General features: G+C 74.9%; 12 protein-coding genes. 8 read left to right on the top strand and 4 right to left on the bottom strand.

Annotated features, from left to right (window positions below):
• Positions 1–114 precede the first annotated feature (114 nt).
• From AB0O82_RS03400 to AB0O82_RS03415, 4 genes are all read left to right on the top strand, one after another.
• Positions 115–1737: a metallophosphoesterase family protein gene (locus tag AB0O82_RS03400; RefSeq protein WP_363579902.1), complete on the top strand. Its 1623-nt coding sequence runs from the start codon at positions 115–117 to the stop codon at positions 1735–1737.
• 353 nt (positions 1738–2090) lie between these two features.
• Positions 2091–2558: a hypothetical protein gene (locus AB0O82_RS03405; RefSeq protein WP_363579903.1), complete on the top strand. Its 468-nt coding sequence runs from the start codon at positions 2091–2093 to the stop codon at positions 2556–2558.
• Entirely contained in the window at positions 2558–3022 is a 465-nt protein-coding gene (locus AB0O82_RS03410; RefSeq protein WP_363579904.1) for a cupredoxin domain-containing protein, read from the top strand. The genes AB0O82_RS03405 and AB0O82_RS03410 overlap by 1 nt, the downstream gene beginning before the upstream one ends.
• 134 nt (positions 3023–3156) lie before the next feature.
• Positions 3157–3786: a hypothetical protein gene (locus tag AB0O82_RS03415; RefSeq protein ID WP_363579905.1), complete on the top strand. Its 630-nt coding sequence runs from the start codon at positions 3157–3159 to the stop codon at positions 3784–3786.
• A 10-nt stretch (positions 3787–3796) separates the two neighbouring features.
• On the opposite strand, the gene AB0O82_RS03420 is transcribed toward AB0O82_RS03415, so the two are convergent.
• Positions 3797–4249, bottom strand: coding sequence for a hypothetical protein (locus AB0O82_RS03420; protein WP_363579906.1), 453 nt, complete (start codon positions 4247–4249; stop codon positions 3797–3799).
• 599 nt (positions 4250–4848) lie between these two features.
• Between AB0O82_RS03420 and AB0O82_RS03425 the strand changes: the two genes are divergently transcribed.
• Both AB0O82_RS03425 and AB0O82_RS03430 read left to right on the top strand, forming a co-directional pair.
• Positions 4849–6036, top strand: coding sequence for an alpha/beta hydrolase-fold protein (locus tag AB0O82_RS03425; RefSeq protein ID WP_363579907.1), 1188 nt, complete (start codon positions 4849–4851; stop codon positions 6034–6036).
• Between the two features lie 178 nt (positions 6037–6214).
• Complete coding sequence (locus AB0O82_RS03430) at positions 6215–7726, top strand: ATP-binding cassette domain-containing protein (RefSeq protein ID WP_363579908.1); 1512 nt, start codon at positions 6215–6217, stop codon at positions 7724–7726.
• Between the two features lie 76 nt (positions 7727–7802).
• On the opposite strand, the gene AB0O82_RS03435 is transcribed toward AB0O82_RS03430, so the two are convergent.
• Together AB0O82_RS03435 and kdpB are read right to left on the bottom strand one after the other, a co-directional pair.
• Positions 7803–8291: a universal stress protein gene (locus AB0O82_RS03435; protein ID WP_063346559.1), complete on the bottom strand. Its 489-nt coding sequence runs from the start codon at positions 8289–8291 to the stop codon at positions 7803–7805.
• 169 nt (positions 8292–8460) lie between these two features.
• Complete coding sequence (kdpB, locus tag AB0O82_RS03440) at positions 8461–10683, bottom strand: potassium-transporting ATPase subunit KdpB (RefSeq protein ID WP_363579909.1); 2223 nt, start codon at positions 10681–10683, stop codon at positions 8461–8463.
• Between the two features lie 379 nt (positions 10684–11062).
• Here kdpB and AB0O82_RS03445 point away from each other — a divergent pair, with 379 nt between their 5' ends.
• On the top strand, positions 11063–11257 hold the full coding sequence (locus AB0O82_RS03445) for a hypothetical protein (RefSeq protein WP_363579910.1): 195 nt from the start codon (positions 11063–11065) through the stop codon (positions 11255–11257).
• Positions 11258–11307: 50 nt separating this feature from the next.
• A complete protein-coding gene (gene lysA / locus AB0O82_RS03450; RefSeq protein WP_363579911.1) occupies positions 11308–12699 on the top strand; it encodes a diaminopimelate decarboxylase in 1392 nt (463 codons plus the stop codon).
• A gap of 56 nt (positions 12700–12755) precedes the next feature.
• Here the strand turns inward: lysA and AB0O82_RS03455 are convergent, their stop codons facing one another.
• Positions 12756–13517, bottom strand: a complete 762-nt coding sequence (locus AB0O82_RS03455; RefSeq protein WP_363579912.1) for a maleylpyruvate isomerase family mycothiol-dependent enzyme — start codon at positions 13515–13517, stop codon at positions 12756–12758.
• Between the last annotated feature and the right edge of the window lie 19 nt (positions 13518–13536).

The following is a 13536-nucleotide window of genomic DNA, read 5'->3' on the forward strand; positions in this document are numbered from 1 at the left end:
CCCGATCCGATCCGGCGTTCAACTGGCGTTCGCCGGAAGAACCTTCCCCGGTGGCCCGGGCGCCCGGTTCGGCTGGGACTCTCCAGGGCGTTTCCCGGAGCCTTGGAGGCGGCAGTGTCACATCCCTCGCGCAGAACGGTCCTTCGGACGGGTACCGCGGCCGGTGCGCTGGCCGCGCTGCCCGCGTCCGCCCTCCTCTGGACGCAGCCGGCCCTGGCGGGCACCCCCGGACCGGAGCAGATCCACCTCCAGTGGGGCAACGAGCCGTCCCGCGAGATGACCGTCTCCTGGGCGACGCCCGCCAGTGTGCGCCGCCCCCGGGTGCGGATCGGCACCCCCCGCGGCGGCGCCGGCCACACCGTGGACGCCGAGACCCGCACCTACGTCGACGGGCTCAACAAGGTCGAGACGTACACCCACCACGTCCGCCTGGACGGCCTGCGGCCCGACACCACGTACGTCTACGAGGTGCTGCACGACGGCTCCGGCCCGGTGCGCGGCACCTTCCGCACGGCGCCCGCGCGTGGCCGGGCCGCGTTCCGCTTCACCAGCTTCGGCGATCTCGGCACCGGCGACAACGTGTTCAGCAAGTCCTCGATCCACGGCGCCGCCGCCGTCCGCCAGGTCGAGCAGTTCGCGCCGCTGTTCCACCTGCTCAACGGCGACCTCGCGTACGCCAACAACAACCCGCAGCGCCAGCCGCAGTGCTGGAACGCGTTCATGAACAACCTCGCCAAGTCGGCCGCCAGCCGGCCCTGGATGCCCGCGCCCGGCAACCACGAGGTCGAGGCCGGCGGCGGGGACCTCGGCTACGCCTCCTACCTGACGCGCTTCGAACTGCCCGACAACGGCACCCGCGACTACTGCGGCAACTGGTACAGCTTCCAGGTCGGTTCGGTGCTGTTCGTCAGCCTCGACGGCAACGAGATCGCCGTCGAGGACGACGCCAGCCTCGACCCGGCCACCGGCCTGTCCATCTACATCAGCGACTACAGCGAGGGCGCCCAACTCCGCTGGCTGGAACGCACCCTGGCGCGCGCCCGGCGCGGCCGCGCGGTGGACTGGGTCGTCGTCAACCTGCACCAGTTCGCGATGTCCTCCTCGGCCGCCAGCCACGGCGGTGACATGGGCATCCGCGAGAAGCTGCTGCCGCTGCTCGACCGCTACGGCGTCGACCTCGTCCTGGCCGGGCACGACCACGACTACGAGCGCACCCACCCCGTCCGCGGCACCGAGCCGGGCGGCCTGCTCACCCCGGCCGTCGCCGACGACGACGTGCGTCGGATCGACACCTCGCAGGGCACCGTCCACCTGATCCTCGGTGGCGGCGGCACCGCCGGCCACGACGACGTCTACCTGCCCGCCGACGCGGACGGCGTCCGCCAGGCCTCCGTGCGCACCCAGCGGCTCACCTTCAAGGCCGACCCGGACGCCAAGGAGAAGGCCCACTGGTCCGCGGTCACCGACCCGGACACCGCCTTCCCCTACGGCGTCGCGGTCTTCGACGTCGACCCCGGGCCGTTGCCGGGCGGCCGCACCACCATCACCGTCAGCTACTACCACTCCCCGTCCGCCACCGCGGCCAACCCGTTCCCGACGCCGGTGCTCTTCGACCGCTTCACCCTGTACCGCGACCGCAGCGACGGCTGGGGCGACCGGGACCGGAGCGACGACCGGAACGACGACCAGGGCGAGGACGAGAACACCGGCTCCGAGGTCGGCGCCGGGCGCCGGTAACGCCTCGCGTCCCTGAGGGGCCCGTCGCGCGTACCGCGCGGCGGGCCCCTCGTCCGTTCAGACGGTTCCGGGGACGGCGGCCGAGCGGGCGCCGGTCCATGCGGGGTGAGTGGTGACGGAGGGTCGTCGCGGCGGCCCGGCCCGGTGGTGACGGTCGGTCGGCGGCGGGTTGGGCCGGTGGTGATGCCGGGTCACCGCCGCGCTGGGCCGTTGGTGACGGCGGGTCGCCGCCGTGGCTGGGCTGTCCGTGCGACGGGTGCCCGCCTCGGCGCGCGGGCCACTGGTGGGGCGGTTAGCGTCGGCCGCAACACGGTTTCAGTTATGGGAGGTTGGCAGTGCAGCGGTGGATCATTGTGACGGCCCTCACCACGGCCCTCGGCGGGCTCACGGCACCCGCCCTGGCCGCCGACCCGGCGCCGGCCGTGGCTTCGGTGGCCGCCCCGGCCCGGGTGCGGGACGGGGACGCGGCCCCCACGGGCGTCACTCTCGGTGAGGCCCGGATCGACCCGAAGGTGCCCGGCCGGGTCCGGGTCGACGTCGAGTACGTCTGCGGGGTCGCGGAGGAGGCCCGGTCGCTCACCGTCTCGGTCGAGCAGCGGGACCCGGAGGACACCTCCTCGATGGCCTTCGGCTCCAGCCGGACGGCCGAGGCGGACGTGATCTGCGACGGCACGGCGCGGCAGCGGCAGCTCGTCGTCCAGTCCAAGACGGTCAACTGGATCCCGGGCGCGGACGCCGTCCTGATCGCCACGGTCTCCGACCTCGGCGCCACCCCGCCCGCGTCCTCCGACGCCCGGCGGGTCCCGCTCTTCGGCTCCTGATGCGTCCGCGGGCCCGGGCCGTGGCCGCCGTGCTCCTCGGCGCCGCCCTCGCCGCCTGCTCCGTCCGCGTGGGCGGCCCGGACTCAGGCCCGGACTCAGGCCCGGACTCGGGCTCGACCTCAGTCGCGACCTCGGGCGCGACCTCAGGCCCGGGGCCGACCGGGTCCGTTTCGGCGACCCCGGCCGCCTCGCCGTCCTCGGCCACCGCTCCCGCCCCGGGGGTGGTGGCCATCAGGGACTTCGCGTTCGAGCCGGCCGACTTCACCGTCCGCCCGGGCGCCGTCGTCACGGTCCGCAACGCCGACACCGTCGACCACACCCTCACCGCCCAGGACCGCAGTTTCGACACCGGCACCATCGCCCCGGGCACGTCCGCGACCTTCACCGCGCCGGCCCGGCCGGGCGCCTCCTCGTACCTGTGCACCCTGCACCACTTCATGCGGGGGATCCTGACGGTGTCCTGAGCCGACCGGTCCGTCGGCCGCGCGGGTGCCGGCCGCTCCTGAATCGCAAGCCCACAGGTGAACGGGGCTGCTGCTATCCGCCGCCATGTTCTACAGTTCTGTAGAACTAGGAGAACAGTGAACGGGGGCACGGCATGGACAGGCCGCTTCGACTGCCGCAGCAGGATCGGGCCGACTTCGAGACGGAACTGGGGAGGGCGCTGGCCGGGTCGCAGGTGCGGGCGGCCCTGCGGGCGGTGGGGGACGAGGGGCCGGGGGTGGAGCGGTTGCGGCGGAGCGCCCGGGAGAACGCGGAGTTCGTGCTGGCGGCGGCGGCGCCCGAGTACGAGCGGTACGCGGCGCTGCGGGCGGACCAGGACGCGGTGGCGCGGCTGCCGGTGGACGAGCCGGGGCGGCAGCGGGTGTCCGGGTGGTGGGGGGTGCTGGGGGTGATCGTGCCGATCGTCGCCGGGGTGGCCGCCGCGATCTTCCTGCTGCTCGGGTACGCGCTGGGGCTGGCGGACGACGCCGAGGTGCTGGGGCACGCGCTGGTCGGCGCCGGGTGGGTGGCGGCCGGGGTGGCCGCGCTGAGCCTGCTGGTGGGCGGACTGGGACTGCTGGGCGCGGCCTCGCGGTCGAGGTCGGCGGAGTCCGGCGGGGAGGCCGGCGTGCTGGGGGAGCTGGGGCTGGCGCGGGACGCCTGGCGGTCGGCGCTGGCGGAGCGCGGCCTGGTGCCGTTCCTGCTGGCGCAGGCGGGCGCGGGGGCGCCCGGCCGGCGCCGCTGACGCCGTCGGCTCAGTCGTGGCGGGTGCGGGCGGCGTCGACGAGGAGGTGGGCGGCGTCGAGCGGGATGCCGAGTCGGCGGGCGATCCACGGGGCCGGGCGGCCGGCCCGGGCGAGCATCCAGGCGGAGTACAACTGGCCCAGCTGCGGGGCCTGGTGGGCGAGGAGGAGTGGGCGCACGGCGTCCATCGGGAAGTCTTCGAGGGCGCGGGCGCTGTACTCGCGGCCGTTGGGGCCGGGCGGGGGTAACGGGAGTGGGCGGCGGGTGTCGAGCCAGCGTCCGAGCAGCACCGCGCCGACCGCCAGGAGGCCGGAGCCGGAGGCGCCGATCAGGACGGCGTTGATGACCGGGCGGTCCTCCTCCTCGGCCAGGCCGAGGGCGAGTTCCTCGGCGACGAGCAGGGCGAGGACGGTGAGCAGCACCGCGGCTTCGGCGGGGCGCGGGTAGGGCCGGGACGTCGTCATGGGATACCTCTCCTCGGCGGGGGAGACCGGGGCGGGCGAAGGGGCCGCGGACGGCGGTGGCGGCAGGGCCGACGTGTGGGACGTGGCGCCAAGAAGACTTGACGTTGCGTCAGGAAGTCCGTACGACGGGCGTGTTCACCGTCTCGACCGTGCTCACCGTCTGCCGGAGGCGGACCGGGGCGTGCGGGGGTGGGGGCGGGTGGTGCGGCCCGCACTGCTGCTGTCCATGCGTCTCGCCTCCTTCCGGTCGGGCGCGCCATGCTGGTGCGTTCGTCGACGGGGCAAGGGGGGGTCATCCTCGGACTTCGGGACAGCATAGCCCGGCCCTCACGCCAACTTCGACACCCTTGTCGAAGTTGGCGCCGGTGGGAGAGCACGCCGTTGGACGATCGACCAGGTGGGGCCGGGTGCGGCTGATGTGCGGGCCCACTCGCGCCCGGCCGGTCGCCGCCGCTTCAATCGCCGTACCGAAGGAACGGGACCGGCCGGGGGCGATGGAGCGACATGGATCTGAACACGGTGGCCGACCGGAGGGAGTGACGTTCGGTCCCGCCCTGGTTACCCTGGGTCGCGCCGTCGGACGCGCCCAGGGAGGCCGGATGGGACTCACCAGTCACAAGCTGCTGGCGCTGGCGGCGCTGTTCGCGGTGTGCACGGTGCTCGGCACGCTCTGGGTCTGGCCCCGGCTGGCCGTCCGCAGCTGGCCCGCGGTGTTCCTGCGGCTCGGGACGATCGCCGTCACCCAGTTCGCCCTGCTGGCCACCCTCGGGCTCGCCGTCAACGACGACTTCGTGTTCTACAGCAGCTGGTCCGACCTGTTCGGGCGCGACCGCGGGACGGGCGTCATCCAGGCGGGCGGCCCGTCTGCCAGCCCGACCGTCGTTCCGTCCGGAGGGCCCGGCGGCACCCCCGGCGGCACCCCGGCCGAGGTGCCCGCCGGGGTGCAGGTGCTCGGCACCGCGGAGATCACCGGCGCGGACGGGGCCGACCGCGGCCCGGCCACCATCGGGCGGCTCGACCGGGTACGGCTGCCCGGCGGCACCACCGGGCTCAGCACCGACGGGTACGTCTACCTGCCGCCGCAGTACTTCCGGCCCGGCGCCGAGACCCGGCACTTCCCGGCCGTGCTGGTGATGACCGGCTTCCCGGGGGACGCCGCCAACCTGGTCACCAAGCTGCGCTACCCGGCGTACGAACTCGACCTGCTGCGCCGGGGGGTGATGAAGCCGACCGTCCTGGTGCTGGTGCGCCCCTCGCCGTCGATGCCGCGCGACAGCGAGTGCGAGGACGTCCCGAACGGCCCGCAGGCCCAGCGCTACTTCACCACCGACGTGCCGGCCGACCTGCGGGCCTCCTACCGGGTGCTCGACGGCACCGGCAGCCTCGGCGTGATCGGCGACTCCACCGGGGGCTACTGCGCCGTCAAGCTCGGCATGGTCCACCCGGAGACCTTCCCGGTGGCGGTCTCGCTGTCCGGCTACTTCAAGGCCGCCGAGGACGTGACCACCGGCGACCTCTTCGGCGGCAGCCGGCAGCGGCGCGACGAGGCCGACCTGAACTGGCGCCTGGCCCACCTGCCGATGCCCGCCCTGGCCGTGCTCCTCGCCGACAGCAAGGAGGACGGCCACGGCTACGCCGACTCCGTGGCCTTCGCCGCGGCCGCCCGCCCGCCGCTGGTGGTCGCCCAGGCCACCGTGGAGACCGGCGGGCACAACTTCACCACCTGGACCAGGCTGCTCCCGCCGTCGCTGACCTGGTTGAGCGACCACCTGCACGACCCGCAGTGACACCAGCCGCGCGGCGGGCACGCGCCGGGCACGTTCTGGTGCCGACGGCCGGACGGCGGCCGAGAACGTCGGCGGGGTGGTCACTCCTGAGCCATTGTGTGGCAGGAGGGTTGCCGGGGGCTCAACTTCAGGATAGGCAAACCTAAGTGCTTTCGGTTCGGGGGTGAGGACGCGCGGAATGACTGTGACCGAGAACCCGACCGCCCGGGTCGACCGGCTCGCCATCGCCCTCGCGGACGGCACCCCGCTGCTCGCCCCGGTCAGCCTCGATCTGCGCCCCGGACGCGTGCACGCCGTCACCGGCCCCCCGGGCGCGGGCAAGACCACCCTGCTGCACGCCCTCGCCGGAGCCCTGCCCCCGGGCGCCCGGGCCACCGGGCTGGTCACCGTCCTCGGCCAGGACGTCCTCTCCCTCGCTCCCGAAGCGCTGCGCCGGTTGCGCCGTCACCGGCTCGCCTTCCTCGGCCAGGACCAGGGTTCGGGCCTCAACCCCCGGACGCGGGTCGCCGGACTGCCCGCCGGGGCCGCCGCCGACCGCGGCCCCGAAGCCGTGGGCGACCTGCTCGCCCGGGTCCGACTGCCCGCCGACCAGCGGCTCGAACGCCGCCTCCCCGGCGCCCTCGCCCTCCCAGGTGCCCCCTCCGGCGGTCAGCAGCGCCGCGTGGCCCTCTCCCGGGCCCTCGCCCGCCGCCCCGACCTGCTGCTCCTCGACGAACCCGGCGCCGGCCTGGACCCCGCCCTGCGGGACGAGATCGCCGACCTGCTGCGCGAACTCGCCCGCCGGCACGGCATCGCCGTCGCGCTCGCCAGCCACGACGCCGCCTTCGTCGCCCGCTGCGCCGACGAGGTGCTCGTCCTCGCCCCGGCCCGCCCCGGGGCGGGCGGCGGCCCCATCCGGACCGGGGCCGGCCGTACGTCCGGACCGGTCGCGGCGCGCACCGCCGTCGGGCTGGCCGCGCTCGGCGTCGAAGCTCACGTCGGGTACGGGCGCGGGCGGCGCCGGATCCTCACCGGGGTCGACCTGCACCTCGCGCCCGGCAGCTGCACCGGCATCATCGGCCCCTCCGGCGCGGGCAAGACCACCCTCGTCCGGGTCCTCGCCGGGCTCCACCCGTCCACCGGCGGCACCCTCACCCTGGACGGCGCCCCGCTGGCCGGCTCGCACCACGCCCGCACCCGCGAGCAGCGCCGCCGCGTCCAACTCGTCCCGCAGAACCCGCTCGGCGCGCTCAACCCGGCCCGGACGGTCGGCGCCACCCTCACCCGTCCGCTGAGGCTGCACCACACGACCCCGCACGAGCAGTGCCCCGGCCGGGTCGCCGAACTGCTGGCCGCCGTCGGCCTTCCCGCCGACCTGGCCGCCCGGCACCCGCCCGAGCTGTCCGGCGGCCAGCGTCAACGCGTCGCCATCGCCCGGGCGTTGGCGGCCGAGCCGGACGTCCTGCTGTGCGACGAGGTGACCTCCGGGCTGGACGCCGACACGGCCGCGGGCATCGTGACCCTGCTGGGCCGGCTGCGCGCCGAGCGCGGGGTGGCGCTGGCGCTGATCAGCCACGACCTACCGCTGGTGCGCGAACACGCGGATGCGGTGGTGCAGTTGGGGGAGGCGCCGGGGCGGGCCCGGACCAGGGGCCCTGGAGCGGCGGGCCCGGGCGCGATGGCGCCCGCCGGCTCGGCGTGGGTGAGGTGACGCGTCGAGCCGGCGGGCGGGTTCGGGGGAGCTGCTGTCAGGGCCTGTCCGGCGAGATCCGGGGGACGCGCCCCAGCTAGGCGCGCCCCAGCAGCGGGAGCGGTGCCCCGGTGCGGGCGGGGAGTTCGAGCCGGGTCAGCAGCGCGGAGGGCGACACCTCGACCACCCGGCAGCCCGCGCGGTGGCGGCAGTGCCGGGCCACCGAGCCGTGCCGCAGCCGGTCGAACCGTCGGCGGGTGGCGGCGCCGAGGACCAGCAGGTCCTCCGGCCCGGTGACGGCGCCGACCAGGGCCGGCCCGGGCTCGGCCTTGACCACCAGCGGGTGGATGACCAGCCCGGCCGGGTAGCCGCCGTAGGCCTGCTCGAAGGCGATGTCCAGCCGCCGCCGGGCGGCGTGCTCCAGTTCGGACAGCGGGCGCAGGCCGTCGCGTTCGCCCGCGTTCCACGCGGCCACCGGCACCAGCACGGCCTCGCTGCGGGCCGCCTCGCCGACGGCGTGGTAGAGGGCGGCCAGACTGCTCAGTGATCCGCTCAGGCCGACGATCACTCGGGTGGTCCCGGTCATGGCCGTTCGCCTCCGTTTCTCCGGTCGGGTACTCCCGGTTCCGTACTCCTTGGTTCGGATGATTCCAGTGAACCCCGGAACCGGTCCGTCCGTACCGCCGCTGATGGCTCCATGACGCCGGTCGCACACTTCTTGACGGCCTTCTGACAGCTCCGGCGCGCCGTGCGGCTCAGCCGAGGCCCGGCACGAACTGGATCAGCAGGTCGATCGCCTTGATGCCGAGGAACGGCAGGATCAGCCCGCCCAGCCCGTACACCCGCAGGTTGCGGCGGAGCAGGTCGGTGGCGGAGGCGGGCTGGTAGCGGACGCCGCGCAGGGCCAGCGGGATCAGGGCGACGATGATCAGCGCGTTGAAGATGATCGCGGAGGCGATCGCCGAGGTCGGGCTGTGCAGTTCCATGATGTTGAGGTGGTGCAGCCCGGGGTAGGCGTTCGCGAACATCGCGGGGATGATCGCGAAGAACTTGGCCACGTCGTTGGTGATCGAGAAGGTGGTCAACGCACCGCGGGTGATGAGGAGTTGCTTGCCGACCCGGATGATGTCGATCAGCTTCGCCGGGTTGGAGTCGAGGTCGACCATGTTGCCGGCCTCCTTGGCGGCCGGGGTGCCGGAGTTCATCGCGACCCCGACGTCGGCCTGGGCGAGCGCGGGGGCGTCGTTGGTGCCGTCGCCGGTCATCGCGACCATGTTCCCGGCGGCCTGCTCGCGGCGCAGGTGGGCGAGCTTGTCCTCGGGGGTGGCCTCGGCGAGGAAGTCGTCCACCCCGGCCTCGGCGGCGATGGCGCGGGCGGTGAGCGGGTTGTCGCCGGTGACCATGACGGTGCGGATGCCCATCCTGCGCAGCTCGGCGAAGCGCTCGGCGATGCCCTCCTTCACCACGTCCTTGAGTTCGACCACGCCCAGCGCGCGGGCGCCGTGCCGGTCGTGGACGGCGACCAGCAGCGGGGTGCCGCCGGCCTCGGCGATCCGGTCCACCAGAGGCTTGGCCTCCATCGGCATCCGCCCGCCGGACTCCACCACCCAGCGGGCGACGGCGCCGGCGGCACCCTTGCGGATCAGGCAGTTCGTCCCGTCGGGCCAGGTCAGGTCGACGCCGCTCATCCGGCTGTGCGCGGTGAACGGGACGGGCCGCTGCTCGCCGAGTTCGCCGGGGGCGCGGGGCGGCACCCAGTACTGACGGTTCGTCAGTTCGACGAGCGAGCGCCCCTCGGGGGTCTCGTCCGCGACGGAGGCCAACTGGGCGGCCTCGGCGAGTTGTTCGGTGCTCGCGCCGGGCAGCGGGTGCAGTGCGACGGCCCGGCGGTTGCCGTGGGTGATGGTGCCGGTCTTGTCGAGCAGCAGCACGTCGACGTCCCCGGCGGCCTCGACGGCCCGGCCGGAGAGGGCGACGACGTTGCGCTGGACCAGCCGGTCCATCCCGGCGATGCCGATCGCGGACAGCAGCGCGCCGATGGTGGTCGGGATGAGCGCGACCATCAGGGCAACCAGCACCACGGTGGTCTGCGGCGCGTGCGCGTAGATCGCCATCGGCTGGAGCGAGACCACCGAGAGCAGGAAGACGATGGTGAGCGAGGCGAGCAGGATGTTGAGCGCGATCTCGTTCGGGGTCTTCTGCCGGTTGGCGCCCTCCACCAGGGCGATCATGCGGTCGACGAAGCTCTGCCCGGGCCGGGAGGTGACCCGGACGACCAGGTGGTCGGAAAGCACCCTGGTGCCGCCGGTGACGCCGGTGCGGTCACCGCCGGACTCGCGGATCACCGGCGCGGACTCCCCGGTGATCGCCGACTCGTCGACGGAGGCCACCCCCTCGACCACCTCGCCGTCCTGCGGCACGACCTCGCCGGCCGGCACCAGCACCACGTCGTGCAGCATCAACTGCTCGGCGGGGATCACCTCGTGGCGGTGGTCGCGGGTGCCGACCCGCCAGTGCAGCAGCCGCCGGGCGGTGGTCCCGGCCTGGGTGCGGCGCAGCGACTCGGCCTGCGCCTTGCCCCGGCTCTCGGCGACGGCCTCGGCGAGGTTGGCGAACAGCACGGTCAGCCAGAGCCAGAAGCCGATCACCCAGGCGAACACGCTCGGGTGGATCACCGCGCTGAGCGTGGTGAGCGCGGAGCCGGTCTCCACCACGAGCATCACCGGGTTGCGCATCATGGTGCGCGGGTGGAGCTTGCGGACGGCGGCGGGCAGGGCCTCGGTGAGCTGGCGGCGGGTGATGAGCCGGCGGCGGCCGCCGTCCGGGCCGGTCGGCCGGTGGCTCGGGTGGTGCTGCGGTTGGTGCGGTCGGTCGTCCGGTCGGTCGTGCGGGGGTCGCTCGCGGACGCCGTCCGGGCGGCGGAACCAGTCGGTTCGGGGCGTGGTGGTGTCCGGGGGAGTGAGGGCCGAACGGCGCATCGTCTCGGAAGACCTTCCGGGCCGCCCCGGGCTGCGGGGCAACGGGGCGGCGGACTCGGTGGCGGCGGGGACGGCGGCCAGCCCACCACCGGATCCGCGCCCGCCACGCGCCTCTTGACGCGGGCTTGGCGTGCGGGCGGCCGTCCTTGACGGCTCCCTGACATCCGGACCGGGTGGGCGTTCGGGTGGGCGTACGGACGTTCGGGGGCGGGTGCGGTCGTACGGGTGATGACCGGGGCGGCGGATGTCAGGAAGGCGTCAAGGACGCACGGCGGAGCGTAGGCCACGCGTCAAGGCCCGGTGCGATCGGCGTTCGGTGGGCATCCACTGGAACCGAGGGCCGCACCACGGCGGCCCGCCCGAGCCCGAGGAGCCTCCCGTGAGCAGCACGATCGCCACCGCCGTCGACCAGTCGCCGCGCCGCCTGGTCCGCCTGGTGCCCGCCGGTGTCCGGCAGGAGCGGCATGAGCTTCAGGACAGCCCCGAGCCGCCCGAACCGGCGCCCGCGCCCACGGTCGGCCACGACCGCGGGCGCCCGGCGCACTGCCGGATCGCGATGCAGTTCGAGGACTGACCCCGCCCACCGCGTGCCGCAACCCCGCCCCGCCCCGTAGGAGTACCGCCATGACGCAGCTGACCGCCCCGTCCGTCCCCTCCGCCGTCCCCGCCCCCTCCACCGGCACCTCCACCGCCCGCCCCGACGCCCCGGCCGTCGACGCGCTCGGCGGCCCCTGGCCGGCCTCGGCGCGGCCCGGCCCCGGCGGCGACGTGCTGGTCGGCGGGGTGGGGCTGGCGGAGGCGGCCGAGCGGTTCGGCACCCCGCTGTACGTCCTGGACGAGGCCGAGGTGCGCAACCGCGCCCGGGCGTACCGGCGGGCGCTGCCGCACGCCGAGGTGCTGTACGCCGCCAAGGCGTTCCTGTGCAGCGCGATGGCCGACTGGGTGGCCGAGGAGGGCCTGGGCCTGGACGTCTGCTCCTCCGGCGAGCTGTGGCTGGCCGCCTCGGCCGGCTTCCCGGCGCAGCGGATCCTGCTGCACGGCAACGCCAAGTCCCCGGAGGAACTGCGGCTGGCCCGGCGGCTGCGGGTCGGGCGGATCGTGATCGACGGACCGGCGGAGATCGCCCGGCTGGCCGCCCTGGTGGCAGCCGACACCCCGCAGCGGGTACTCGTCCGGGTCGTCCCGGGGATCGCCGCCGGGCACCACACGGCGGTCCAGACGGGAGTGGGCGGGCAGAAGTTCGGCTTCCCGATCGAGGGCGGCGACGCGGCCGACGCGATCGCCCGGGTGCTCGACCAGCCCGGGCTCGAACTGGCCGGCCTGCACTGCCACCTGGGCTCGCAGATCACCGAGGTCGAGCCCTACCTCCAGGCGGTGGACGCGCTGGTGCGGCTGCTCGCAGAGATCCGGGAGCAGCACGGTGTGGAACTGCCCGAACTGGACCTCGGCGGCGGCCACGGCATCCGCTACCTGCCGGGGGACGCCGAGTTCGACGTCGCCGACTTCGCCGTCCGGGTGACCGACCGGCTGGCGGTGCGCTGCGCCGAGGCGGGCCTGGAGGTGCCGCGGCTGATCGTCGAGCCCGGCCGCGCGCTGGCCGGCCCGGCCGCCGTCGCCGTGTACCGGGTGCTGTCGGTGAAGCACACCGCGGACGGCCACTGCTTCGCCGCCGTGGACGGCGGGATGAGCGACAACCCGCGCCCGGCGCTGTACGGATCGCCGTACAGCGTCCGCCTGGTGGGCCGCCGTTCGGAGGCGGGCGCGGCCCGGGTGGACGTGGTGGGCCGGCACTGCGAGGCCGGCGACGTGCTGGTCCGTGACGCCGTGCTGCCCGCCGACCTGCGTGCGGGGGACCTGCTGGCCGTCCCGGCGGCCGGGGCGTACCAGTTGTCGATGGCCTCCGGCTACAACCTGGTCGGCCGCCCGGCGGTGGCCGCCGTCAAGGACGGCCGGGCCCGCCTGCTGATCCGCCGGGAGACGGTCGAGGACTTCCGCCTCCGCGAGGTCGGCCGGTAGCCGAATACCGTTGCGTGAGAAGTCGGCCCCGCCGACTTCTCTCGCAGCTCTGGTAGCTAGAAGGCCGTGTGGATCAGCCAGTGGTCCAGCAAAGCGCGGTCGCCCGTCACCGTCACCCGGTCGTCCTGCGGTGGGAGGCGGCGGGAGAGCACCAGCATGAGGTCCGCCACCGCGCCCGACACCACCACGTCGGCCTCGACCCGCCCGCGCTCCCACCGCAGCGCCTCGGGCGCCCTGGTGACCACCCAGCCCTCCGTGGACCTCGGCCGGAACCCGACCCGCTCGCCCCGGCCGCGCAGCTCGGCGACCGCAGGCCTGACCGACTCGAAGGCCGGCGTGCACAGCAGGTCGAGGTTCTCGCTGATCACGTCGGCCGCGAGGTCGTCGGCGATCTCGAACGCGGTGCCCGTCGCCGACGCCGCGTCGTAGTGATGGACGCAGGTGTCGCTCAGCTGCCTGCGGAGCCAGAATGCCGCCGGCCGTGGCCCGAAGAACGTGGGCAACTCGGTGTCCGCGCCGGTCTCCTGGACCGCGCGGACCAGGTCCTCCGCGCCCTCGCGCAGCCACCGAGCCCACCCGTCCGGGGCGCCGGGATCGGCCTGCCACGGGTCGGGGGCGGGCAACTGCTCGCGCGTGCGCACGAGTTCGGCCGCCCACCGGTGCTCCTGGCCGACGTGCCCGACGAGGGTGCGCAGCGGCCACTGCGGGCAGGTGGGCACCGGGGTGTCCGGGTCCCTTCCGGCGACCGCGCGGCCTGTCCTCGCGCTCTGCTCCCGCAGTCCCTCCACGAGCCGTGCGGTGTCCAGTGTTGATGTCATGACGGCGCTCCTCTCTCGG

It is taken from the genome of Kitasatospora sp. NPDC088264, assembly GCF_040685715.1.
In the GTDB taxonomy this organism is placed as follows: Bacteria; Actinomycetota; Actinomycetes; order Streptomycetales; family Streptomycetaceae; genus Kitasatospora.